Origin of the sequence: Snodgrassella sp. M0351 (assembly GCF_016100575.1) — a bacterium.
GTDB lineage: Bacteria > Pseudomonadota > Gammaproteobacteria > Burkholderiales > Neisseriaceae > Snodgrassella > Snodgrassella alvi.
This window is the reverse complement of sequence record NZ_JACFSG010000001.1, coordinates 141,959-166,230: the sequence shown is the minus strand read 5'-3', so window position 1 is coordinate 166,230 and position 24,272 is coordinate 141,959. Positions and strand designations below refer to the sequence as shown.

Below are 24,272 nucleotides of genomic sequence, written 5' to 3'. Positions count from 1 at the left end.
TCTGACCAAGATAATTTAAATGATTTCAATAAAAATATAATTTTGTGTCAATAACTCAAATATTAAATATGATTATTAATTCATCCGGAACTTATTTAAGTATTTTATACCGATAATTTAAAATTAAACTCCATTTCCTTGTTATTTCTCTTTTATTCATTCACAACTTTAAAAGTAAATTTCTAAAATCACATTATTCAGAAACAATGTATTTATAAATATCTGTATCACACAATTAAATTTTAAAATATTTTTCTTACTATACTCTGTTTTTAACATACTTTGCAAGTGTTAATCCATACTATTAATCCTGTTCAATAATTCTAGACAGATAATACATCCTGTATTAATGCCTTAGAAGTTAGATTAAAGACCTTCACCAAATTATACTGTGAATATGTTTTTATATTACTTATATCGGTAAAAAGTGCGTTTTGTCTATTATCAGAAGAAACATCATATATATCTCACACCAACTCCTCTATTCTGATACTGATATTACCTATAAAATTCGTATCAGCATGATTGTTAAAAAAGTACGGTAATGTCTTAAGATACATCCGATGCATAAAGCTTTTAATCAGAATGATTATATTTTGTAACAGAGCAATCATTTGATATCAAGCGCCAGAGATATAATGAGCAAATTTGTGCAATTTACCACTTAAAATTTTAGTGTATTTTCAGATAAATCATTAACATTTGTGTTTTGATTATTCAGGTATTAAATCTGTTTTTCAGCTCTTTGAACAATACACCATAATCCGTTTATTTATCAGAGCAATACCGTATCAATTTTATTTTCTAAGAATACAGGTAACTGTATTTAGCAAGTGATAAAGAAAGTATTAATTGCAAGGCAAATCCAATAAAAATTGTATAAATGAAAATATTTTGATACTGAGCCTGCTAAAACAAATAAATTAGTAATCCGTGATAAGATAAATCGTAGAAATTTATTTGCAATCAAAAAATTTCTACTTGTAAAAGTTAGACTATTCTTAATAAAAAAATTAATAATGACTGCTTACCACCATACCATCATAAGCCGGTGTGCAGTTTTTGGGGCAGCGATGCTTGAGTGCGTAATATTCCTGATTATGAGTCATATGAATGAAGTAAGTTTGTCTGGCATTGATACGCTTAGCATAAGTAAAAGCTTGTTCGGTACTTAGATGACTTGGATATGGGGTATCCATCAGGCAATCGAGAAAGAGATAATCCAGTCCGTTTAAGTACGGAAATATAGATTCATCTATATGGTTAAGATCGGTAAACCAGGCGATGTTGCCAATACGAAAGGCACTGGTTGTCCAGCTACCATGCGGTACACCGAAGTGCCATACAGGTACACCTTCAATAGTCAGAACGCTATTTTCACCTTGATTCAATGGCAGTTCATATGCACGTAATACCGGCCGGTTCCAATGGTTATTCTGTTCCAGAAAGGCATAATCGAAACGGTTCTGAATATTGGACAAGGTGTCATGGTGTCCGTAAACAGGAATAGCTGCACGTTGTCTGTAGCAGAATGCACGCAAATCATCAATGCCGTTAAGGTGGTCTGCATGCGGATGAGTATAAAGCACACCATCAATACGCTGCAGTTTATGTTGTAAGGCCTGATGATAAAAATCAGTACCAGTATCAATTTGCCAGTATTGTTCACCAATCTGTACATGTGCACTGCAACGGGTACGCCGGTTTTTGGGATCTGTACTGATACATGCAGGACAGTCACACCCGATAACCGGTGTACCGGATGAGCTGCCACAGCCAAGAACAGTAACAGTAATCTGTGTCATGACTGATTGCTGATTGGCGGAATTTTACTAAAAAGCCGATAGGTATTAGCCGTTGTAGCTTCTTCAATGCTGGTGATGCTGTCTCCGCGCAGTTGTGCTACAAATTCGGCAGTATAACGCACGTAAGCTGGTTCATTTTGTTTACCGCGTTTAGGCACAGGTGCCAGATAGGGAGCATCAGTTTCCACCAGTATTCGGTCTAACGGAACATAGCGACAGGCTTCCTGTATCTGTCTGGCATTTTTAAAGGTTACAATTCCGGAAAAGGAAATATAAAAACCCAAATCCAGTACAGCTTTGGCAAATGCAGTATCTTCTGTAAAACAGTGAATCACACCTTGTTGTGCTTGATTTTCATGCAACAAGCGCAATGTATCACTGGCAGCTTCCCGGGTATGGATAATCAGAGGTAAGCCGGATTGATTAGATGCCTGAATATGCGTACTGAAGCGCTGATGCTGCCATGCCAGATCTCCACTACACCAATGATAATCGAGTCCGGTTTCTCCGATACCCACTACTTTTGGATGTCGGGCAGCGGTAACCAGTTCATCCACACTCATTTCTGCTGAATTCTGATCTTCAGGATGAACACCAACGCTGGCAAACAGATTGGTATGCTGTTCGGCCAGCGCCAGTACCTCAGCAGCGCTGGTACGGTCTACGCTAATAGCAATAGCCTGACCTATGTCTGCCTGAGCCATATTTTCCAGTATTTGCGGTAATCTGACAGCCAGATCAGGCATATTTAAATGGCAGTGTGAATCGATAAGCATGATTATAAAGTATAAGTAGTACGTTCGCTTAACAGTAATCCGGGCAAAATATCTTCAATTGACTGTTTTACTGCAATACTGTCTTCATCTTTACCAAATGCCAGCCCGATACCCTGTGGCTGTCCGGTGGAAGTGGTAGCGGTGTTGATCCATACTACAGTGGTACGCAAATATTTAGCTTCGTTGAATTCTGGCAAGTTAACGACCAGTAATACTTCTTCACCCATATTAAATGTATCAGTGGTAGGAGCAAACAGACCACCATGCTGCAGAAAAGCCATGTAACTGCGATACAGTTCCGGTTTGTCGGGTATTGTTAAATTGAGCATTTTGCCCGGCAGATTAGCAGGAGCTTCGGCCATAAATTTCCTTTATGATTTTATGTTTTTTTGCTGCCAAATATTCAGATATTCAATTAATAAATCTTCCAGCTGCATTTTAACATTGAGTGTATGTTTACCGTAAGGGGCAAGCTTGTTTACTTTATCAATTAAGGCAAACAACGATAATGTATCTGCTTGCCGGCTAATCTCATTTAATGCCTTACTCCATACAGGGTAATACATAGGTTGCATATTTTGCTGAGCCAGTGACAGATCAAGTAACCATTTAGCCAGCCAGTCGAGAAAAGTAGCCAGAGCCAGTTTGTGTTTATCAAAAGTAGCGGCATAATCCAGCAAAGCAATCAGACGCGGCTTAACCAGCAAGGTAATTAATTCGTTACGCAGCCGGGTATGGCTGTCGTTTTCATTAAACAAGGGGGCTCCGCCGTGAAAGGCTAACAGTTCAGCTGCATTATCTCCGTGTTGCTGCTGTGCATAAGCCAGTGCCTGTGCAGGCGCAGGTATGGTTAACACCACTTGCCGGCAACGGCTTTTAATTGTTGGTAACAGACGATCTTTCTGATGGCTTACCAGAATAAATACCATACCTTGCGGCGGTTCTTCCAGAATTTTCAGCAGTGCGTTGGCTGCTTGCAAGTTCATATTTTCTGCCGGATAAATCAGAGCTACACGTTTGCCGCCACGATGAGCACTCAGATGAGCAAAATCCAGAACGTTACGTATAGTTTCCACCTTAATCAGTGGCTGTTTACGCTCTCCGCCTTCGCCATCTGTTTCTTCGGGGCTAACCGGCAGAAAATCGGGATGGCTGTGCTGACTGTATAAATGACAGGATGTACATTCACCACACGGCTGATGATTAGTACCCGGAGACTCGCACAACAATGCTTGTGCCAGATATTCAGCAAATTCCCGTTTACCAATTCCCGGATGACCATAAAGCAGCCATGCATGCGGTTGTTGCTGCCAGTGCAGGGCTATCTGTTGCCAGACTGGTTCAAGCCATGGATAAATCATGAATCTAATCCAAACAACTGTGCTAACCCTTGGTTAATTTGCTGTGCCACATCCTGAAGATTCAAACTGCTATCAATAACAGAATAGCGATGGGGTGTGGCCGCAGCACGTTCCAGGTAGACAGCGCGAGTATGCTCAAAAAACGCAGCATCCAGTTGTTCAAAGCGGTCAGGATGGCTATTCTGGCTGAGACGTTGCTGTGCAACTGTAAGAGGTACATCCAGTAATAAAGTTAAATCGGGCTGAAAACCCTGCTGCACCCAGTTTTCCAGAATAGTGATATCTGTCAGTGGTAAACCACGTCCACCTCCCTGATAGGCGAATGTAGCATCGGTAAAACGATCACTGACTACATGTATGCCTTTTTCCAGTGCCGGTTTAATGACCTCATCCAGATGCTGCTGGCGTGCAGCAAATATCATCAGAGTTTCAGTACGGGCATTAGCATGAGTAGCCGGGTTTAATAATAATTCGCGTAATGCCTCACCAATGGGCGTACCGCCGGGTTCCCGGGTAAAGAGTACCGGCAGCTGGTGTTTTTCAAACCAGTTACGTATGGTATTGAGGTTGGTTGATTTACCGGCACCGTCAATTCCATCCAGAGTAATAAATTTTGCTTTCATCTATAGTTAACCCGGTTAATGCTTTTTCAGAATATATTGGCGGACAGCAGCATTGTGTTCATTCAGATTGTGGCTGAACTGGCTGCGTCCTGTACCATCATTTCGCGCTACAAAGTAAAGATAATTGTTATTGGCCGGATGTGCCGCTGCTTCGAGCGCTGCTTTACCCGGCAACGCAATAGGAGTAGGCGGCAGACCAGAACGAGTATAAGTATTGTATGGTGTATCACGGCGTAAATCCGCTTTTCCAATCTTGCCTTTATAACGGGAACCCATACCATAAATGACAGTAGGATCTGTTTGTAATCTCATGTGCTGATTGAGTCGGTTAACAAATACAGCTGCTACATTGTTTCTGTCTTCAGCATGACCGGTTTCTTTTTCAATCAGACTGGCCATAATTAGTAAATCATAAGCAGACTGATAGGGTAAATCACTGCGACGCTCTTCCCATGCAGTCTGTAAATGTCGCTGCATCGTATTAAATGCCTGCTGATAAAGAGATAAATCACTACTGTCTGAACTAATATCATAAGTAGCAGGAAAAAACAGTCCCTCCGCCTGAGTGTAATTACTTTCAACATTTAGCTGCTGTAGCAATTTGCTGTCCGGCCAGTCTTTCGTAATATGCTCAATATCCGGTGTGTTATCAATTAACCTGCGCATTTGCGCAAATGTACTGCCTTCAATAATCTGCACCGTAATACTGTCTGGTTTACCGTTGCGCAGCCTTTGTAAAATTTGCCAGCTGGAAGCTGAATGGGGAATGCGATAATTACCCCGATTGATTTTATCTCCCATACCCAGCATATAAGCAGTACCGACAAAAACCCAGCGGCTATAAATCACATCATTAGCAGATAAATTACGACTTACTCCGCTAATGCCGTAGCCTGCCGGTACTTTTAACCGATAGCCTGTATTGCTTTTAGGCAGAAATAAAAGTGTTGCCCACATCAGCGCAAATACCAGTAAGCCTGTTAATATTAAAAGTATAGTCTGTCTTTTTTTGCGCTGCATAAACGCTTTCCTGTTTGAGAACAAAAAATCTGGGTTAGCATGTAAGTATAAATTTAATTATCAGATGCGACTACATTATCAATCCATGTTTATTATGGGATAAGTGTTATATTCAAAAATCATACCGGTTGAAAACCATATTTTCTCTCATTCTCAGCAAAGATTGAATCAGTGCTTGCAAAATTCGGTAGTTCAGGTAAAATGCGCAACCTATTCTGCAGTAACTTGCTGCACACAGTGGGGGTATAGCTCAGTTGGTAGAGCGCTTGCATGGCATGCAAGAGGTCAGCGGTTCGATCCCGCTTACCTCCACCAAATAAAACAAGGATTTAGCTTAAATGGCTGAGTCCTTTTGTTTTGTTGGTATGAAAATGTCTAACCTTTTATCTAACCTATTTCGTAGCTACCTTAAAATTGTGTCTTAATACATTTGCAGGCGTGTCAGATTGTTTGCCCAATATTGATATTAATTTTCGATTAGAGAACTGTTGAACCATAAGCTTTATTTTGAGTTTCTTCAGTTATCATATGTAGCTAGACTTTTTTCTAAGAATAGATACAATCCATAGCAATCAAAATTTTATTCGATTGCTACCATGCAAACATCCAATCTAACTCCGTTACAAACTCTTTTGGGTCAATTCCGTGACCTAACTCATTCACAACGCGATAAAGGAACAAGTTTTGAAAATCTCATGGTGAGATACTTTCAAAATGAACCTTTTTACAAGGAAAAATATGCTGAAATATTAAGTTATTTTGATTGGGTTGAAAAATACGGTGATGAACTGGGAATCGGTACAAAAAAAGATACTGGTATTGATTTGGTTGCAATCACATACACAGGTGAACACCATGCCATTCAGTGTAAGAATTTTTCTTCTGACCACAAAGTTAGAAAATCAGACATAGACAGTTTCTTTACCGCGTCAGGTAAATCCTATTTCTCTTATCGTATCATTGTTACCACCTCAAACGAATGGACTGACAATGCCAATGATGCGTTGAGCAATCAAAATCCTCCTGTGAGTAGAATCGACTTATACCACCTTGAAAATAGCGTGATTGATTGGTCGCAATATCAAGAAAATAAAGAGCCTGTGATTCGTTCCAAAAAGCAATTACGTGAACATCAAAAAGAAGCTCAAAAACGCGTTGTAGCAGGTTTACAGGACGCTGAACGCGGTAAATTGATTATGGCGTGTGGTACAGGTAAAACATTTACTGCATTGCGTTTGGCTGAAGAATTGGCAGGAAGTGGTAAACGGGTATTGTTCCTTGTGCCTAGCTTGTCTTTGTTGGGTCAGACTTTGAATGAATGGACTCAAGATTCATTGATTCCGCTCAACAGTTTTGCCGTGTGTTCAGACAGTGATATTGGCAAAAAAACAGGTGACGATGACTGTGTGATTACAGGTTTAAGCGATTTACAATTTCCTGCAACCACAAATGCCAAATCATTGTGCGACAGTATTGTCAAAACAGAAAACGCACATCCAAAATCAATGACAGTCGTATTTTCGACCTACCACTCCATTGATGTGATTAGCCAAGCCCAAAAGCAAGAAAACAATCCTTTAAGTCAATTCGACCTGATTATCTGTGATGAAGCTCATAGAACAACAGGTGCAACATTCGATGGTGATGATGAATCAACCTTTGTTCGAGTACATAACAATGATTACATCAAAGCCAAAAAACGTCTGTACATGACAGCAACACCGCGTATTTATGGCACAACTGCAAAAAGCACTGAAAATGTGACCTTGTGTTCGATGGATGATGAATCTTTATATGGCAAAGAGTTGTATGTTATAACGTTCTCTGAAGCTGTATCGCGTAAATTATTGGTGGATTACAAAGTCATTGTGTTGGCTGTTGAGGAAAGCCATATCAACAAACGATTACAAGACTTATTGAAAGACGAAAATAATTCTTTGAAGGTCGATGACGCTGCAAAGATTGTTGGTTGTTGGAAAGCTTTATCCAAACAAGGGTTGTTTGAAAGTGGCAATGAATTGGGAACGCCAATGCAAAGAGCGGTGGCGTTTTGTCAGGTCATTGGTCAATATCACCATGAAAAAGATGATTCAAAACCGACTAAAAAAGCGACCAAACACAAAGTTGGCTCAAAGAATATTTCTGAAATGTTCCAACAAGTGGTTGAAGCCTATCAACAGTACGAAATTCAAGCCATTCAAGCCAAAGAACCCGATGTAATATTAGACCCTGCATTGTCAATGGTCTGTGAAGCTGACCACATTGATGGTGGAATGAATGCCACCGAAAAAGAATCCAAATTACAATGGCTGAAAAATGACCTTGCTGACAATCATTGTCGCATTCTTTCGAATGTCCGTTGTTTATCTGAAGGTGTAGACGTTCCATCATTGGATGCAGTGCTATTTCTGACTCCACGCAATTCAGAAGTCGATGTGGTGCAATCTGTTGGACGGGTGATGCGTTTAGCTCCGAATAAAAAATTGGGTTATGTGATTTTGCCTGTGGTCATTCCTGCTGGTGTTGAGCCTGAAAAAGCCCTTGATGACAACCAAACCTATAAAGTGGTGTGGCAAGTTCTGAATGCCTTACGAGCGCATGATGACCGCTTTGATGCCATGATTAACAAGCTTGAATTCAACGGTGGCGACTCTAAAAAAATGGAAGTTGTTGCTGTTGCTGAAAAAGTGACTCCGAAATCAAAAAAGGTGTCGAAAAAAGACAATGTGCTTAATAAGGCTCGTCAAAGTGGTGCAATTGGTCAAGCTGATACGAATCCTTATAACAATCCTGCCAACAATATTGGATTCAATTTTGAAGTTGGTGAAATTGAACGTGCCTTGTATGCCAAGATTGTTAAAAAATGCGGTAATCGTCATCATTGGGAAGATTGGTCTAATGACATTGCCAAGATTGCACAAACCCACATTGACCGCATCAAAGCGGTATTGGCTGATTCAAACAACACCAAAGAAATTGAAGCATTCAATGCCTTTGCTATTGAATTGCGTGATGACTTAAACAACAGCATCAGTGATGATGAAATCATTGAAATGTTGGCGCAACACCTGATTACCAAACCTGTGTTTGATGCCTTGTTTGATAAGTACAGCTTTGCTGAACACAATCCGATGTCAAAAGCCATGCAAGCGGTGTTGGATATCTTACAAGAGCAACATCTTGAGAAAGAACGTGACACACTGCAATCATTCTATGATTCGGTAAAAATGCGAGCTGAAGGCATTAACAGTGCTGAAGGCAAACAAAAGATTGTGGTTGAGTTGTACGATAAATTCTTCCGCAATGCCTTCCCTCGTATGACTGAACGTTTGGGCATCGTCTATACGCCTGTTGAAGTGGTGGATTTCATCATTCACAGTGTTGAGCATGTATTGAAGACCGAATTCGGCAAGAGCATGGCTGATGAGAATGTCCACATTCTTGACCCATTCACAGGTACAGGTACGTTCATTACCCGTTTACTGCAAAGTGGCATCATTCCAACAGACAAATTGCCTCACAAATACCAAAACGAAATTCATGCCAATGAAATCGTGTTATTGGCTTACTACATTGCGGCAATCAATATTGAAGCCACCTATCACGGCATCTTGAACAACAATATTCACGGTGAAAACGATGAAAATTCCACGGTCGAATATCAACCGTTCAATGGCATTTGTTTGACCGATACGTTTGAAATGGCTGAACGTGGTGATTTGCATGACCAAATGTTGGTGGAAAACAGCGCACGTCGTAAACGCCAAAAAGAGTTGGATATACGTGTGATTATCGGCAATCCACCGTATTCAGCAGGTCAAGAATCGGCAAACGATAACAATGCCAATGTGGAATATCCTGTACTCGATGGGAGAATTCGACATACCTACGCAGCCAATTCAAACGCTACCAATAAAAATGCATTGTATGACTCTTACATTCGCGCCATTCGATGGTCTTCAGACCGCATCAAAGACTGTGGTGTGATTGGATTTGTGACCAACGCAGGTTTTATTGAAGCCAATACAGCAGATGGATTGCGTAAATGCTTGGTTGAGGAATTCAGCAATCTGTATGTGTTCCACTTGCGAGGCAATCAACGTACATCTGGTGAGCGGCGTCGAAAGGAAAAAGATAACGTTTTTGGGCAAGGTACAAGAACACCTATCGCTGTATCTATTTTGGTTAAGAACCCAAATGCAAAACAGTTTGGTCAAATCCATTTCCATGATATCGGTGATTACCTTTCACAAGCCCAAAAGCTGGAAATCATCCAAGAGCTTGGAAGTATTAAAGGCATCACTGATGCGAATGGCTGGAATGATATCGAGCCTGATGAGTTTGGTGACTGGGTCAATCAACGTGACCCAAATTTTGATGCGTATATGAGCTTGGGAGATAAGAAGGATAAAACTGCCATAACAGTATTTGAAACCTACTCTAAAGGCTTAATGTCAGGAAGAGATGCATGGTGTGTCAACGCATCTACATCTGTTTTAAGCCAAAGCCTTCGGAACATGATTGGAATTTATAACCAACATATCGAAGATGGTTTAAACAGTACCTCTGAACTTAATACCAATTCAGCCGAAATAAGCTGGAATAGAAGCCTACAACAGTTATTGGACAAGAGAGTAAATATTAAGTTTGAACCATCTCATATAGTTCCTTACTACTACAGACCTTATTCAAAACAGAAAGTATATTTTAATAAACATTTAAATGAGATGACTTATAGAATTCCTAAAATGTTTGTGAACGGGAATCAGAACTTTGCAATAATACTTAATGGAATAGGTGTAACTAAAGCATTCTCTACACTCATAACAAATGTTATTCCTGATGTGCAAAATCATGCAAACTGCCAATGTTTCCCACTTTACCTATACGATAAAGTTGAAACCCATGACGATGATTTGTTTGCCAACACCACCGAATCGGAATATACCCGTCGTGATGCGATTACAGATGATGCGCTTAAACATTTTCAGGACGCTTATCCAAGCTGTGAATTGACCAAAGAAGACATCTTCTATTATATCTATGGTTTGCTTCACAGTGAAGAATACCGTGAACGCTACGCCGACAATCTGACCAAGCAGTTACCACGCATTCCACGTGTGAAAACCTTTGAAGCGTTTAAGGCATTCTCTGATGCTGGTCGAAAATTGGCAGATTTACACCTGAATTACGAAACGGTGGATATCCACACAGGTGTGAAACTGAATGCCAAAATCAAGGGATTGAATGTCACCAAACAAGCTGTGATTGGTGGCGTTGATGAAGATTTCCGTGTGACCAAGATGAAGTTCAGCAAGAAGGATGATAAATCAATAGTGGTGTACAACAGCCAAATCACCATTGAAAACATTCCTGAATGTGCCTATGACTATGTGGTCAATGGTAAGCCTGCGCTTGAATGGGTCATGGAACGCCAAGCTGTGACCACTGACAAGAAATCAGGCATTACCAATGATGCCAATGATTGGGCTATCGAAACAATGGGCAATGCCAAATACTCATTGGAATTGTTCTTGAGGGTCATTACAGTCAGTCTTGAAACACAGAATATTGTCAATTCGTTGCCAAAATTGGAAATCTTGAATTAGTAACAGACCACCAAACCACCTCATGTAGGTGGTTATTTTTTACTGCAATATGAATCCAATCAGAATAGAGTGAATTGGATTGTCGCATCGGGGTTTGGATACGACCATGTAGCGCAGCGGAATGGAAAGCACTTAAGTTTGTTCAAGGTGCTTAAAGTTCTTTAAGATGAATGGAATACAGGCTTTAACAAATCCATGAAGTGTGGAATGTGTCTTAAGAATCCTATTAACAGGCTGTAAATACGTTGAGTAAGCTTTGAGTGTTTGCGCCTTACAGCGAATCAACTTTAAGTATTTTCGCCCTTAGGGCGACACTTCAAAAACCGCCTTATGTCGGTTTTCTTGCACACTCAAACTATTTTCAAATTTTTTAATTAAATTAATATAGCTATAACATACTATTGGCAAGAATTTGTGAGTGGAATGGCTTTAACGTATCAAAGGTGTTTACAGTTGGATTTGCAATGGATTTTTGATAATTTATTATTTAAAATCAATTGTTTGATTTAGTTATTTTTGAAGACTACTTGATTGAGTAATACAATCCATATGTGCTAGAAATTAATTTTCATTTAGCAATATATGCTAAATTCATAAAAATATCGCCTATAAAGTGATGTCTTGGATGCTGATAATATTCGGATTTCGTAATGGTTCACAGTCACCAATTTTGACTTCCAAACCAGTTTGGTCTAACACCGATTGCTGTATCAAGTTTAACTGTTCACGTGTTAAACATTCTCAATATGTTAGTCCATCGTGCTGAAGCAACATGATTTTGTTTCCATCAAGTGATTCAATCATGACATCAAGAACAGTCCTTTCTGCCCCTTGTAAAATAAAACTCAACAGTTGACGCCTAGGTGTTTTTTCACATTCCCATTTTTATACGATGCTCCTTTGATAGTAGCAGTCACACCATAATCATTGGTAATAAAACCATTTTTATTGTGATGGTGTTGAATATAATGCTTGACCACACCCTTACCACCTTTTTCCAAGTCACTTAAAATACCTTTTACCAAAGGATGATTATTGAATCGCTCTACATTTTCTTTGCTACCAAAAATATCGCCAATTACGCCAACTTGTTTTGTATACTTATCCAAACGAGTTTCATATTCGGATTTTGCACCAAACATCAATGCCAGCATCGCCTGTTTGACGAATTCAATTGGTATATCCAAATCTTTTGATAACCGTGTTCTGACCAACGATTTATGGTTGTTGTAATATTCAATATTTGGCAGATTAACCCCTATTTTTTTGGCTTTGTTGCAAAGCAAAATATAATGGCAATTATCAAGGTCAATGTCATAGCAGTCTGACAGTGCTGCTTTCCTTACCTCTCTTGGTAAGGTTTGTAAGTTGGGGTAATACTTCGTTGCATATAGACGACTTTGTGGTGATTCAGTGTACTGAATCGGTACGAATCCATCGTAACATCTAGCAACATATCTCAGTGCTAAATCTTTTGTCATAATTTCATGAACATGTCGAAACATTGCCATCATCTCCTTAATTGTCTTAGCACCATCAATCCATGACTGATAAATTGCTCGTACATTCGAAGCGACATTCATAGTCATATCTGCATGTTTAGTTTTATTAATCAATCTCATCTGGGCTTGGGTTTGTAAAGCAGTGTCTTTTTGCTGGAAAAAGCGTTCTGAGTATTTAGGCAGAAATGCGTATGCCGCTTTTGCTAAATCAAATAGAGAATCCACATCAATCGGTATCATGTAAGGCAAATTCGCATCTTTATGAGTTACCTTTGCATTGACCTTTACTGGTGTTTTGCCTTTCATTTTTCTTGTGAATTGAGATTGTATTAGTGTTTTAACCTCGCGGATTTTTTCACCTTATACAATATTAAACTCATCGTTTAGCCATGCGATTTCAAACAGCTCCAACAGCAATCCCATTTTTTTACTAATGCCATAACCCTTTGCTTGATTTTTAAGGTGATTGTGGTCAATCCTTTGTTCAAAAACGCCACCTAATATTTGGTTTATTTGGTCAAATTTTTATGAGCTGCCAAACAAATTACGCTTGGTATTACGGGTAATAATCATGATGTAATCGTTACTCATATCAGCAACATGACGCAATCCTTCGCTGTGCATGTATGCTTATGATAAAAGTTGACTCATGCCTCCTTGATGGTGTTTTTTGATGTCATATTGACCGTATAAATGCAATTGCAAAAATTGGTGTAAGGGATTGGTTGATAAATCCATTGTCTAAATACTCTGTGTACTTGTATTCTATTGATGAATGTCGAATCTCACGTATTGACTGACAATTACGTTGGGTTTCTGTATTGGTAGAGCATGATTTAAACCATTTATATTTGAACGATTCGTCACAATCAGATATATGTCATTCACAAAAAACGCCAGTAGAACTCTCCCATTCGTACTTGCGTCTTTTGGTCGATTTTAATTAACTCGTCTGAGTCAGCACATCATGATAGTTTCCCTCTATAATTTAATACGCTTACATTCCGGTCTTCGACTCAATCCATTTCAAAACATCGCTTTCTTTGTAATGGATTGTTCTCGTTGATAATGCAATTTCCATTGGGAAATGTGGGTCATTACGTTTTTGTCGATAAAATGTAGCTTTTGAGATTCCAAAATGAGCCATAATTTGTTGTGCGGTCAATAAAGCGTCTTCCATGTATTGCTCCTGTATCAATTGATAAAATCCATTTTTGCTTCCTTTTGTTGTGGTTGGAGTAAGCCCTTTTTTAAAGGCTTCGCCTAAATCAGATTTGGATGGGTTACATCTGTATTTCCTTATGGTATGGTTTTTCAAGACGCAAAAATGGCTAGTTTGGATTTTTCACCAAAACTAGCCTCCGCTTTCAAAATCAACCTCACACCACCTTGCTTTAACCAGCTCTCTAATTCGGCACATTGTTGATAGGCATAACCAAATGGCAATTTCTATTTTTTCATTTAAGGGCTTGAGAGTTTTGCGCTTGTTGATTGAGCTAATATAAGCATCTTTCTCCGCTTGTATCAACTGTGCCAACCTAATGATTTCAAATTCTGATAAGTACCATTTCTTACATTGGAATATCCTTTATCAATAAAGGATTTTAGATTGAGATGATTCAATGGATTTTGATATTCTAACAATTGATTCCAACGCTTATTATTTAACGTCCACTTAAAAACTTGTTGTAACTCATCATGTATCTTTTTTACGGTACGATTTCTTGTTTGATTGGTGGTGGCGTTAATTTTAATTTTCTCAAAAATTTTCTTGAGAATAGAGGGTGTAAGGTCAGAAATGCGTTTATTGCCAATAACAGGCAGGACATGTTTGTTGAAGTCAGCTTTGATTGAAGCATTGTCGTTTTCCCTTGATATGCCATGTTCAATCCACTCATCAAACAAATCTCCAAATGTGAGATTTTGTAGTTTTTCCTGTTCTGCCTTTTGTAGAAGAATTTTCTGTTCTTCTTGGTGTTTTATCACGTCAGTCCGTTTTTGAAGATTAGGATTGATTCCTTGTGATAGTTGCTTTTATGTCCAATCACGTTGATTTCAAATGTCTGTCAGTTCATGTTTTCCCTCCCATTTGAATGAGTATTTGAAGTCAATTGACACTTTTCCTGATTGCAATACTCTGATATCACCAAAAAGACCATCTGAATCACTAATTTTATAGCCTTTATATGATGATTGAATTGAATCAAGCTCTTTAACCTCCACTTGAAACCCTTGCCTCTTTTAAGATACAGCGTTTTTGTACTTGTAATTGAATCACTCATGATTGCTCCAAAAAATATCTAACTTTTTGTCTAACCTTTTTATGATATATAATGATACTACTTGAATCCATTAGAATCCAATATAAATATAATTATTCTTTAAATAACTTATTATTATTGATTTTATAGCATCATTTAGTTCCTATTGAATTTGCGTAGTATCATGAATACTTGCATGGCATGCAAGAAGTCAGCGGTTTGATTCCGCTTACCTCCACCAGTTAATATATTGATTATTAAATATAATTATACGCTAGCCAGCGTCTATTTTTGTATTTACAAAATCTTTGCGCGGGTCATGCTGCTTTTTTCTTACGATTGTGAGAGATTTTTTCTGTTGCGGGTCTGTTTCAAGAACCTAACCTGTCATTTCAATCGTGCATTCATATACACAAATCTTCTTATCATCTTTTTGCTAGAAAGCCGTTTGGTGTTCAACCGAAGTATAAGCGGTTTTAATCAACCTTTCCCATAATAAGCACAGCAAATAGTACGTACAAAATCAAAGTATCTAATTGTTCCACTGTGAAATCACTGTTGGTTTTGAAATATGCTACCTACCCGGCTGGCCGATAAGTAGATCATCGTATGCCTTTGTTTGATGTATTTTCTTATTGGTAGTCACCAACAAGTCTAGTTATGCCGTGTGGCTGCACTCTTGATGGGATAAGATAGTGTTCAATGCTTGTTCGCATTTTTTGAGGATTAACATTCAATTAACATTCAATTTATGATAATCAAAATAATTACGCGAGTGTGTATCAATCGGCTAGATGGCAGCTTGAGCTAGTACGCCTTACATCTGGTCTAATTGACGCAAAAGTGAATTCTGCTTGGCATTTTGAAAGTTTCTCTGTGCATAGACTAAGCCAGGATTGTCAATAAGCACAACCACACCGAGATTCTTTTAAAGTAGATCATTTCTACATTTCTTTTTATTAAAAACACCTCAACGATGATTCCAGTATATAAAAATCTGTAATAAATGCGGATTTGGCGTTAATTACTTTTGATGGTATGCTTTTGTATATGAAATTAAAAAAGAATATTTTAATATGAAACAATTTCTTTTTATTATGTGTTGCTGTCTGGCTTTAACAGCTTGCGGAAAAAAAATCAGTACTAGTAACCTACCGCAAAGCTGCCAGGATCTATTTAAACGATGGGATGAATTGATTGTAAAGATGGAATCTAACAGCAATATTCCCGCTTCCCATGTGCAATATGAAAAAGATGATCGAGCCATTATATTTAATGCGGTTCAACATATTGAAGAAAGCAAGAAAATTGGTATGTGTGAATTTTCAAGGCGTTCTGTCGATAAAAAGTTGCAGGCTTTGGCTTCTGACCCTCATGGTCTTGATGAACATGTTAAAAAAATGGAAGAACAAAACAATTATAATTAGACTCAAAAAGCACCCAATGTGGCCTTCACTGGATGCTTAAAATAGTTAAATCACTTCTGCTGCTTCATAAAGCGCAATTTGGACAGGTGATTTATAGCTCAAAGCTACTCTATCTACAACAATCTTATACTGAAGATTGCCACGCAGCACAGCAATCCAATCTTCTGCATGTTTATTGAGGGTATCTTTGGCTTCTTTCAGAACTTCAGCCCATGAACCATAATAGTTCATATAGAAGATTTCAAAAGTTGCGTGAACACCGATCATTGCTTTAGAGCCATCACGGATTTGAGTGAGAACCTGATCCATTAAACGAATCACCCTATCATCGATAGATTCGATGCTGTTAAACTGCATGGTACCATTCCATATAGTATTAATTATTTTTACATACTCAGCTTTTATTTTATCAGTTACCATAATATTTTCTCCTTTTTGTTTATGATTATTATTGAAATAAAATATATATTTTAAATGTTAATTTAACGGAATTTTGATCTCCGTTTTTCTTTTTGTAATTAAAAAGTTCCCTAGGTGAATTCTTTTTTATAATAATGTAACAATCTACAGTATAATTAGCTCCTTTCTAAAAATGATTAAGTGGTGAGAGTTACACTATTGTTACCGAGCTCTTAAAAATTAAAATACAATTTATTTCTGATAAATTTACTGTAATTTCTAAACTCATTTTATTTCTGTTTATAGCTGCATTTTTAAAAGAGATGGATTAATAATTTCAAGAATAATAAACAAGTGTTTGCTTATACTAAACTTATGAAGCCTGCCAATCTGATTAGTCATTCTTTTTACTTCCTTTTCCCCAACTTTGTGTTATATCGAGGTTTTCAGTTTCTTTGGCTTGTTCGATGAGTATATATTACAATTGTAATTAAATATATGCAATCAATTTTGTGATTATTTAGAATAAAAAATATAATATTTTGATTATTAAATGAATTTATTATTACTTTTGTGATTATTTGTTGTAAAAATACCCTATTTGTTACCGATATAAAGTCAGAAGCTTTGGCTACTTCGCCAAACTATTTTGCTTATAATTATAACTATGGCTCCAATACAATAGCATTTACCGGATTATATTCTTTACTGTCCATTATTTTTCTCATGTGATTGCCTTCTTTATCAGCTTCTTCCTGTTTCATTTGCATCAAACATTGTCCTTCACATTGCATTTTTGAAAGCCGAGAAGGCTTTACATCAAAAATAGTTGCTATAAAAAAGACCACCAAGATGGTGGTCGATAATTTGCACATTTTTTCTCCTTTGTAGACCGGCGCATTTGTTATGGAAAATATCTGTTACCGTGCATTTATGATGCAGATAAATTAATGCATATGTTCTAATTTTTGTTTAAAGCTTTTCTTAGTTTTGGAAGAGTTAATACAATGGCAAATAAAATATCTGGCTGTTTTAAAAGAAGAGAAAAACGCTGCTTTACCCTTATAATAAACGGCAAAAATAGGTTCGTTATTAATAATAGCGTATTTGGATATTACAAAACCGCTTTCTTTATGCATCCAGTCAAAGCCACGATCAGGTCGTTTTATTTTGGTTAAGCTGATTTCCATCACGTTCTCCTGCTATTATTAAATCAATTATGCTTATCCTGAAATTGTTAAATCTACTGGTTCCCAATCTTCACTATTTTTACAAGATAACCAATTAAGTGACGTATCGCCGATGTTGTACTCATCTTCCTCAGTAGTAGAAATAACAACTCCATGGCTTTCAGAAAAAAACAGAACAATAAATCCGTACTCTGGATCCCTGCGAGCAACCGGATAGTTAACTCTTTCTTTTGAGGGTTGAACAATTTCCAGCATAATTAACTCCTTTTTAAAAGTGATTAAGTGGTAAGAGTTGCACTGTTACCGAGTTCTAAAAACTAAAATATATTTATTTTTGATATATCTATTGTGGTTTTTAAACTCATTTTATTTCCGTTTATAGCTGCAATTTTTTAAAAAAGAATAATAAACAAGTGTTTGCTTATCATAAGTTTATGAAACTCGGCAATCTGGCCAGTCATTCTTTTGCTTTCTTTCCCCCGACACTGTTTCATGCCGAGGTCGTCAGTTTCTTTAACTTGGTCGATGGGTGTATATTACAATTGTAATTAAATATATGCAATCAATTTTGTGATTATTTGAACTTAAAAATAGTAATAATTTGATTATTAAGCGAATTAATTATTATTTTTGTGATTGTTTGTTGTAAAAAAACCGCTATTTATTAGCGGTATCAAGTTAGAAGTTTAGCCTCCTCGCCAGACCATTTTACCTAGTACTTTAAACTGGTCATATGTTTCTTGTGTTACATGCATAGTTTCATAATCCCGGTGATAGCTAATGATATCCACACCATCTTCAGAATTACGTAATTCTTTAATATATAATCTATTTTTAAATATTATTGCATATACACTGCCATCTATAATCTCTATATCATTTATATCCAGCAAAATCGTGTCCATGTCATAAAGTAAGGGCTCCATGGATTCACCACGAACATACATTGCTTTAAGAGATAACTCATTAAGACCTTTTCTCTGTAGCCAACTTTCTCTGAAGAGTAATTTATCCGGATTATCACGAACTATCCAAGTTGCGTTACCAATACCTGCAGATAAACTAATATCGTAATGCGGAATTTTCACATACGCCCCTTTATCACTAATATTTTTGTCAGAATAGCTACCAATTTCAGAGGATACCGGAACTACACTTAAATCTTTTACTCCATTCAATAAATAATTTGGCGTAGTATCTAGAATTTCTGCAAGCTCTATTATTTTTTTTGTGCTTTTATTTCTGCCTGTTTCTATTTGTGCGATTGTACTTTGTGGGACGCCTGCCATTTTTGCTAATTTAGCTTGTGAAAGATTTTTACTTTCACGAAGCTTAGCCAGACGTTCTCCGAATGTGGTCATAGATCGCTTTCCGGATAAAAATTAAAATTTATCACATATGTAATAATGCTTCAATAACTTAATCGTGTTGGGACTGTACTAAAATTCTAAGATAAAACCCTTTTGAATTGACAATTTAAAATAAAAATTACAATTCTGCCTGCTCATCATAATCATCCAATACCCCATCATTCATTCTGTCTAAATGCTTTTGTTTACTGAGTTCTTTCAGTTTACTATAAGAAATATAACTACAAATTTCAGATAAAGGTGCTTTTTCTAAAAGAGAAAAAACCGGTCTGAGTATTTCCTGAAAAACTTTTTCCTGCCGGTAATCGGGTGCAACAATATGTAATTTGATATTCATATTCGGTTGCAGTGCAAGTAAATCGGCCATTCTTAATAAACCTGAATAAACCGAAGTCGTATGCTCTACTTCGAACGCCCGAACAATTGAACGCCCTTTTAACCAGATAACATCTATTTGTTCAATCGTACTTATTGTCGCTTCATCATAATTAAGCGGTAATCTATCCAATAAAGCTTCGGTACCTTTGTTCCATTCTTTTAAGACTCTGCTGCGATCAGCCTTAGGTAACCAAATTCGATGTCCCATACAAGCTCCTATCTGAGCCAGTAATGCCTGCATTTTAATTGATTCACGAACATCATTATTTTGACTGCCTTCATTATCATCTATAGATTCATCATTTTCAGGCACAGAAACCTGAACGATCTTATCTACACGATTCACAGTATGTTTTTTTAAGTTTTTCAACTCTTTTTCATCTAAAGGATATGGAAAAGGATTATTAGCCTGCATTGATAGCATCTCTGCCAATAACTCTCCGTCTTTATCATTAAGTTTATTTAAACTGTTTCGCAGAATACCGGTCCAGATACTACTATTTTTAGGATATGACTGAGTAAAAGAAAGATGCTGCCAGATTTTATCGTCACGAATTGGGATTGAATCAGGTAAGGATAACCATACTTTTGGTCGTACATGAAAACACAAAACATGCTGATCGTCTGTTTCTACAAAATCAGGTTTAATTGCCCTAAACGGTTCGTTATCAAGTATTTCAAGTAAACCACACCAGCGAGAGATACGGGTAACATAACAAACTAAAATATCTCCGGCTTTAACCCGTTTCGCAACCTCTTTATGTCGTTCATAAAAACCATCAATCGTTCGATCTGATTGAGTAAAAGCCTGATATGTTTCTGGAGTAAAAATTTCCGTATAGTAAGCCATAGACCGCATCCTGTCCACATTTAATTATGATAACTATTATTGTCTATATCAGAATCACAAAAATTAATGACAGCTCTGAATAAAACTAAGTAAAACGATTATTTTTAATAATTACTGATTCAGATACAGAGTTATACACAATTTACTAAAATAAATTTCTCTATTAACTATATTATCCAAAAATAAAAAATATTTATACAAAAATTATTAAAAAATTAACAATAGCATTAGTTCATTTTAATCATTATCCGGATAAATATAAGATTGTATTAACTTAAATAATGTGCTGTTTGTTCTAATATCTGCTGTAATGTTTCTGCGCTCAACCCTAATGCACGTATACATAAAGCACAATCGGCCGCCTGAGTAATCCCCCACAGATATTGATTATTTTCTAACGGCCAGTCTGGCTGTAGTGCAGAATAGATTTCGTTAACCAGTTGCTGGATTTCGTTTTTGCTGGCAGCGGTATTGACATAGTAAAGACAAGCCTGATGGGTATATTGCTCCATCTGTCCCAGTACATTTAACGGCTGCTGGTGCGGATGCCAGTATATATTGTCATTAAGCAATGTCTGCTGTCGGTAATCAATGTTAATGCGTGAAGACAGATAGCGAAAATCCCAGCTTTCCTGATTAAGCACGCGACCGCAGGCTATGATTTCACCTAGAATGAGCTGACAGTTATCTGCCAGAGTAATGTGCATGGTTTGTGTTAAAGCTGCATCACGATGCAATACCAAAGGATGAGGCAGATAGCATAGCCGGCTGTGTTCATGCAAGCAGATACGGGTATGCTGCTGTGCTTCCGTAGCAGCCGGCATGGATTGCACACGGGTAAATGCCTGAGTAAACAAATACAATTGGGTTTGCTCAGCCAGTTCTATGCCAATATCGATACTATCCCCTGCCAGTAATCCCGGTGATGAACTCATCTGTATCGCCGGCAAAGCCTGCGACCATACCGGTGATATCATTTGCGGTAAAGGCAGAATTTTCAGTGGTGGTGTATAAAAGCAACTGGCAAAGGTAGTCTGTCCGTGCCGGTTTAGCTGAGTAGATAGATGTAAGCGGCTGTGCATTAACGTATCAGACCGGCCGGTTCGTCTATGTTCTCAAGTAAAGCGTATTTTTTAATCCATTTGATTACAGTGTTAATACCTTCCTCTGCCATCAGATTGGTAAATACAAATGGCTGCCCTTTACGCATACGCTGTGCATCATGCTGCATCACTTCAAGGCTGGCACCCACATACGATGCTAAATCAGTTTTATTGATAACCAGCAAATCAGAACGGGTAATACCCGGTCCGCCTTTGCGCGGAATTTTTTCTCCTTGCGCCACATCAATAACAAACAGCGTAACATCAGCCAGATCAGGGCTGAAAGTAGCTGAAAGATTATCACCGCCACTTTCGATAAATACTATCTGAATATCTGGAAAGCGTGCTGTCATTTCATCTACTGCTTCCAGATTCATACTGGCATCTTCACGAATGGCAGTATGCGGACAACCACCGGTTTCTACGCCCATAATTCGTTCTGGTGGCAACAGGCTGTTTTTGGTCAGAAATTCGGCATCTTCCTGCGTATAGATATCATTGGTAATCACCGCAATACTATATTCCTGAGCCATATGACGGGTAAGTTTTTCAATCAGTGCAGTTTTACCGGAACCTACCGGACCGGCAACGCCGATTTTAATGTATTCACGCATAGTGTTCTCTGTGCATCGATTACGTTTATTCGGATTGATACAGTATTTCACGACTAACTCAGCTGCTTCTATTCAGACAGAACAGCTTGTTTATTAAACAATCAGTTCAGAAGCCATTTCTGTCTGAACTGATTTTATCCGGGTATTGTTATCAGCCTGCAAACAGCATACCGAAACCAATCAGACCAATCACGCTGCCGATAAAACGTAATACCCACTGATGTTTACTCATTACAGTACCCAGTGCAAATCCGATGGCATGCAAAACCGCCGTTGCAATAATAAAGCCACAGGCATAACTGAATGCACCATGTGAGCCCATTTCGGCACCATGTGCAATACCATGAAACAAGGCAAACAAGCCAACCAGCAGCATAGCGGCACCAGCCGGTACTTTTTTCAGCCAGGCCGCAGCCAGCCCTAATACCAGTACGGAAACGGCAATCCCCTGCTCCAGCATTGGTATTCGGATATCCTGTGCCCCCATCACAAATCCGGCAGTCATCACACTGACAAAAGTAACAGGAATCAGCCAGCGTGCTTTACCCTGAAAAGTTGCCGCCCATAAACCTACTGCTACCATAGCCAGCAGATGATCCCAGCCACTGAGCGGATGCTGAACGCCTGCCATCCAGCCTTCGGTAAGGTGTCCGGGATGAGCAAAGGCAAATGCCGGGGATAATAATAATAAAGCAAATATTTTTTTCATGTTTTCCTCCAGTGTTGAGACATTAACTCATATACAAACGGCTATACAAACGCTCGTGCTGCATTGCCCGAATGTCCGTTGCCAGTGTTGTAGCGCCAAGTTGCTGTTGTTGCGGTTGCATACTTGCAATAACGATATGAGCTATTACTGCATGCAATTCAATTAACATTTCCTGTCCGGCCATCTGGCTGAGCGGTATCAGCTTAACTCCGTTGGTAACTAAACCTACTACCGCATTGTAATAAAATGCCTGCAATGCTGCCGCTTTATCCAGTTGCAAGGATGCAGCAAGTAATCCAAATACCAGCGGGTAAAACCCGCGTACCTGCTGTGCTGTTAACGCAGCCTGATAGGAAGCCACTATTGCTGCGCTGGTATGTGGTGCAAAAATTTTCAGCAGGCGTATGCCGAGCTTATAACTACTTTCCCGTAATTCACGTGCGATTTTTGTCGTTCCTATCTGTCTGTCCAGAGATATCAGGGCATTCAGATTATGTTCAGTAGCAGCAGTATAAGCCAGAGACATGTAAGCACCATCATTATGTAACCAGTTTTGCTTTAGCTGTGTTTCAGCAAATGCTTTCAGTGTAACAGCATCATGAATAATGCCTTGCTGAACAAAAGTCTCCAGCCCTCCGGAATGATTAAAACCACCGATTGGTAGCGTCGGGTCGGCCAGTTGCAGCAATAATCCTGCTCGTGTCAGTGTTTCTATATCAATTTTTCGGTCTGAGCCGGACATATAGTGAAATTCATTAATGATGGTGATGGCCGGTTATATCATGGCTATGGCTGTGTCCTGCGCCGATACCCGGCGCTGAATTAGCCCGCAACTGTTCACTTAATCTTCGTTGCTGAAGTGTCGGTGCAAATCCGGCAGCCTGCAGCCACTCAAATAAAGGTTTATCAAACGGCAACAGTAATTCATTACCATCCAGAAACAATGGTGTGTGTTTATTGCCGATTTCATAGCAGGCACGTGCCATTTCCGGCAAAGTTTGCGGAGCAAGTACCATGACTTCACTTGGCTCGATTTGCACTGCAATGACCAGCTGTTTATCCAGATAAACCACATCATCATGATGCAGTCGCTGCCCCTCTTTCAGCAGGCGAAAAGCAATTTCGCGCCCGCCGGCAGTTGTAGTACGGATAATGCGCCGGTCTGCTTCAAACCATTGCAGGCAGACAGTATCCAGCATCTGAGTAGTAATCTGCTTTTCCTGTTTAAGAGTTTGCAGATTGCCGATAATGGTTTGGATAATTAGATTCATTTGT

General features: G+C 38.4%; 23 protein-coding genes and 1 tRNA gene. 3 read left to right on the top strand and 21 right to left on the bottom strand.

Going from position 1 to position 24,272, the window contains the following annotated elements; all coding sequences use genetic code 11:
- Positions 1–1,013: 1,013 nt before the first annotated feature.
- The 6 genes from H3V01_RS00700 to mltG are packed head-to-tail and all read right to left on the bottom strand — an operon-like array spanning position 1,014 to position 5,585.
- Entirely contained in the window at positions 1,014–1,805 is a 792-nt protein-coding gene (locus H3V01_RS00700; protein ID WP_041879260.1) for an MBL fold metallo-hydrolase, read from the bottom strand.
- Positions 1,802–2,584 (bottom strand): TatD family hydrolase, encoded by a 783-nt coding sequence (locus tag H3V01_RS00695; RefSeq protein ID WP_198186408.1) that lies wholly within the window; start codon positions 2,582–2,584, stop codon positions 1,802–1,804. The genes H3V01_RS00700 and H3V01_RS00695 overlap by 4 nt, the downstream gene beginning before the upstream one ends.
- Positions 2,584–2,943 (bottom strand): PilZ domain-containing protein, encoded by a 360-nt coding sequence (locus H3V01_RS00690; protein WP_037391894.1) that lies wholly within the window; start codon positions 2,941–2,943, stop codon positions 2,584–2,586. Before H3V01_RS00690 ends, H3V01_RS00695 begins: the two co-directional genes overlap by 1 nt.
- Positions 2,944–2,952: 9 nt before the next feature.
- Complete coding sequence (gene holB / locus H3V01_RS00685) at positions 2,953–3,942, bottom strand: DNA polymerase III subunit delta' (protein ID WP_198185664.1); 990 nt, start codon at positions 3,940–3,942, stop codon at positions 2,953–2,955.
- Positions 3,939–4,565, bottom strand: coding sequence for a dTMP kinase (tmk, locus tag H3V01_RS00680; protein ID WP_198185662.1), 627 nt, complete (start codon positions 4,563–4,565; stop codon positions 3,939–3,941). The genes holB and tmk overlap by 4 nt, the downstream gene beginning before the upstream one ends.
- Positions 4,566–4,580: 15 nt before the next feature.
- Positions 4,581–5,585, bottom strand: coding sequence for an endolytic transglycosylase MltG (mltG, locus tag H3V01_RS00675; RefSeq protein WP_198185660.1), 1,005 nt, complete (start codon positions 5,583–5,585; stop codon positions 4,581–4,583).
- A gap of 239 nt (positions 5,586–5,824) precedes the next feature.
- On the opposite strand from mltG, the gene H3V01_RS00670 reads away from it, so the two are divergent.
- A tRNA-Ala gene (locus H3V01_RS00670) sits at positions 5,825–5,900 on the top strand.
- A gap of 281 nt (positions 5,901–6,181) precedes the next feature.
- Complete coding sequence (locus tag H3V01_RS00665; RefSeq protein WP_198185658.1) at positions 6,182–11,194, top strand: DEAD/DEAH box helicase; 5,013 nt, start codon at positions 6,182–6,184, stop codon at positions 11,192–11,194.
- A gap of 845 nt (positions 11,195–12,039) precedes the next feature.
- Here H3V01_RS00665 and H3V01_RS00660 read toward each other — a convergent pair.
- The 4 genes from H3V01_RS00660 to H3V01_RS11215 all read right to left on the bottom strand — a co-directional run bounded on the left by H3V01_RS00660 (position 12,040) and on the right by H3V01_RS11215 (position 15,673).
- A complete protein-coding gene (locus H3V01_RS00660; protein ID WP_198185656.1) occupies positions 12,040–13,002 on the bottom strand; it encodes a hypothetical protein in 963 nt (320 codons plus the stop codon).
- A 691-nt stretch (positions 13,003–13,693) separates the two neighbouring features.
- Positions 13,694–13,876, bottom strand: coding sequence for a helix-turn-helix transcriptional regulator (locus H3V01_RS00655; protein ID WP_198185654.1), 183 nt, complete (start codon positions 13,874–13,876; stop codon positions 13,694–13,696).
- Between the two features lie 344 nt (positions 13,877–14,220).
- The gene (locus tag H3V01_RS00650) at positions 14,221–14,682 is read right to left on the bottom strand and encodes a phage integrase central domain-containing protein (RefSeq protein ID WP_198185652.1); all 462 of its coding nucleotides are present in this window, start codon (positions 14,680–14,682) and stop codon (positions 14,221–14,223) included.
- A 907-nt stretch (positions 14,683–15,589) separates the two neighbouring features.
- The gene (locus H3V01_RS11215; protein WP_370570119.1) at positions 15,590–15,673 is read right to left on the bottom strand and encodes an RAQPRD family integrative conjugative element protein; all 84 of its coding nucleotides are present in this window, start codon (positions 15,671–15,673) and stop codon (positions 15,590–15,592) included.
- A 360-nt stretch (positions 15,674–16,033) separates the two neighbouring features.
- Between H3V01_RS11215 and H3V01_RS00640 the strand changes: the two genes are divergently transcribed.
- The gene (locus H3V01_RS00640; RefSeq protein ID WP_198185648.1) at positions 16,034–16,384 is read left to right on the top strand and encodes a hypothetical protein; all 351 of its coding nucleotides are present in this window, start codon (positions 16,034–16,036) and stop codon (positions 16,382–16,384) included.
- Positions 16,385–16,429: 45 nt separating this feature from the next.
- Here the strand turns inward: H3V01_RS00640 and H3V01_RS00635 are convergent, their stop codons facing one another.
- From H3V01_RS00635 to ureE, 11 genes are all read right to left on the bottom strand, one after another.
- Positions 16,430–16,804, bottom strand: a complete 375-nt coding sequence (locus H3V01_RS00635; protein WP_198185646.1) for a hypothetical protein — start codon at positions 16,802–16,804, stop codon at positions 16,430–16,432.
- Positions 16,805–17,448: 644 nt separating this feature from the next.
- Positions 17,449–17,658 (bottom strand): hypothetical protein, encoded by a 210-nt coding sequence (locus tag H3V01_RS00630; protein ID WP_041879276.1) that lies wholly within the window; start codon positions 17,656–17,658, stop codon positions 17,449–17,451.
- A gap of 72 nt (positions 17,659–17,730) precedes the next feature.
- Complete coding sequence (locus tag H3V01_RS00625) at positions 17,731–17,973, bottom strand: hypothetical protein (protein WP_084548085.1); 243 nt, start codon at positions 17,971–17,973, stop codon at positions 17,731–17,733.
- Positions 17,974–18,006: 33 nt separating this feature from the next.
- Entirely contained in the window at positions 18,007–18,228 is a 222-nt protein-coding gene (locus tag H3V01_RS00620) for a hypothetical protein (RefSeq protein ID WP_198185644.1), read from the bottom strand.
- Positions 18,229–18,659: 431 nt separating this feature from the next.
- Positions 18,660–19,334 (bottom strand): XRE family transcriptional regulator, encoded by a 675-nt coding sequence (locus H3V01_RS00615; RefSeq protein ID WP_198185642.1) that lies wholly within the window; start codon positions 19,332–19,334, stop codon positions 18,660–18,662.
- A 127-nt stretch (positions 19,335–19,461) separates the two neighbouring features.
- Complete coding sequence (locus tag H3V01_RS00610; protein ID WP_084563220.1) at positions 19,462–20,571, bottom strand: hypothetical protein; 1,110 nt, start codon at positions 20,569–20,571, stop codon at positions 19,462–19,464.
- Positions 20,572–20,840: 269 nt separating this feature from the next.
- Positions 20,841–21,653, bottom strand: a complete 813-nt coding sequence (locus tag H3V01_RS00605) for an urease accessory protein UreD (RefSeq protein ID WP_198185640.1) — start codon at positions 21,651–21,653, stop codon at positions 20,841–20,843.
- The gene (ureG, locus tag H3V01_RS00600; RefSeq protein WP_037392625.1) at positions 21,653–22,288 is read right to left on the bottom strand and encodes an urease accessory protein UreG; all 636 of its coding nucleotides are present in this window, start codon (positions 22,286–22,288) and stop codon (positions 21,653–21,655) included. Before ureG ends, H3V01_RS00605 begins: the two co-directional genes overlap by 1 nt.
- 151 nt (positions 22,289–22,439) lie before the next feature.
- The gene (locus H3V01_RS00595) at positions 22,440–22,997 is read right to left on the bottom strand and encodes a HupE/UreJ family protein (RefSeq protein ID WP_037392624.1); all 558 of its coding nucleotides are present in this window, start codon (positions 22,995–22,997) and stop codon (positions 22,440–22,442) included.
- Positions 22,998–23,019: 22 nt separating this feature from the next.
- Positions 23,020–23,739: an urease accessory protein UreF gene (locus H3V01_RS00590; RefSeq protein ID WP_037392621.1), complete on the bottom strand. Its 720-nt coding sequence runs from the start codon at positions 23,737–23,739 to the stop codon at positions 23,020–23,022.
- A 13-nt stretch (positions 23,740–23,752) separates the two neighbouring features.
- On the bottom strand, positions 23,753–24,268 hold the full coding sequence (gene ureE / locus H3V01_RS00585) for an urease accessory protein UreE (protein ID WP_198185639.1): 516 nt from the start codon (positions 24,266–24,268) through the stop codon (positions 23,753–23,755).
- Positions 24,269–24,272 lie beyond the last annotated feature (4 nt).

Coding starts and splice junctions, on each gene's coding strand:
- H3V01_RS00615 (WP_198185642.1), bottom strand. CDS start 19,334: ATGACCACATTCGGAGAACGTCTGGCTAAGCTTCGTGAAAGTAAAAAT.
- holB (WP_198185664.1), bottom strand. CDS start 3,942: ATGATTTATCCATGGCTTGAACCAGTCTGGCAACAGATAGCCCTGCAC.
- H3V01_RS00635 (WP_198185646.1), bottom strand. CDS start 16,804: ATGGTAACTGATAAAATAAAAGCTGAGTATGTAAAAATAATTAATACT.
- H3V01_RS00640 (WP_198185648.1), top strand. CDS start 16,034: ATGAAACAATTTCTTTTTATTATGTGTTGCTGTCTGGCTTTAACAGCT.
- H3V01_RS00590 (WP_037392621.1), bottom strand. CDS start 23,739: ATGTCCGGCTCAGACCGAAAAATTGATATAGAAACACTGACACGAGCA.
- H3V01_RS00700 (WP_041879260.1), bottom strand. CDS start 1,805: ATGACACAGATTACTGTTACTGTTCTTGGCTGTGGCAGCTCATCCGGT.
- H3V01_RS00625 (WP_084548085.1), bottom strand. CDS start 17,973: ATGGAAATCAGCTTAACCAAAATAAAACGACCTGATCGTGGCTTTGAC.
- H3V01_RS00595 (WP_037392624.1), bottom strand. CDS start 22,997: ATGAAAAAAATATTTGCTTTATTATTATTATCCCCGGCATTTGCCTTT.
- H3V01_RS00620 (WP_198185644.1), bottom strand. CDS start 18,228: ATGCTGGAAATTGTTCAACCCTCAAAAGAAAGAGTTAACTATCCGGTT.
- ureG (WP_037392625.1), bottom strand. CDS start 22,288: ATGCGTGAATACATTAAAATCGGCGTTGCCGGTCCGGTAGGTTCCGGT.
- H3V01_RS00655 (WP_198185654.1), bottom strand. CDS start 13,876: ATGGAAGACGCTTTATTGACCGCACAACAAATTATGGCTCATTTTGGA.
- ureE (WP_198185639.1), bottom strand. CDS start 24,268: ATGAATCTAATTATCCAAACCATTATCGGCAATCTGCAAACTCTTAAA.
- H3V01_RS00610 (WP_084563220.1), bottom strand. CDS start 20,571: ATGGCTTACTATACGGAAATTTTTACTCCAGAAACATATCAGGCTTTT.
- H3V01_RS11215 (WP_370570119.1), bottom strand. CDS start 15,673: ATGCGAACAAGCATTGAACACTATCTTATCCCATCAAGAGTGCAGCCA.
- H3V01_RS00605 (WP_198185640.1), bottom strand. CDS start 21,653: ATGCACAGCCGCTTACATCTATCTACTCAGCTAAACCGGCACGGACAG.
- H3V01_RS00630 (WP_041879276.1), bottom strand. CDS start 17,658: ATGTGCAAATTATCGACCACCATCTTGGTGGTCTTTTTTATAGCAACT.
- mltG (WP_198185660.1), bottom strand. CDS start 5,585: ATGCAGCGCAAAAAAAGACAGACTATACTTTTAATATTAACAGGCTTA.
- H3V01_RS00665 (WP_198185658.1), top strand. CDS start 6,182: ATGCAAACATCCAATCTAACTCCGTTACAAACTCTTTTGGGTCAATTC.
- tmk (WP_198185662.1), bottom strand. CDS start 4,565: ATGAAAGCAAAATTTATTACTCTGGATGGAATTGACGGTGCCGGTAAA.
- H3V01_RS00690 (WP_037391894.1), bottom strand. CDS start 2,943: ATGGCCGAAGCTCCTGCTAATCTGCCGGGCAAAATGCTCAATTTAACA.
- H3V01_RS00660 (WP_198185656.1), bottom strand. CDS start 13,002: ATGAAAGGCAAAACACCAGTAAAGGTCAATGCAAAGGTAACTCATAAA.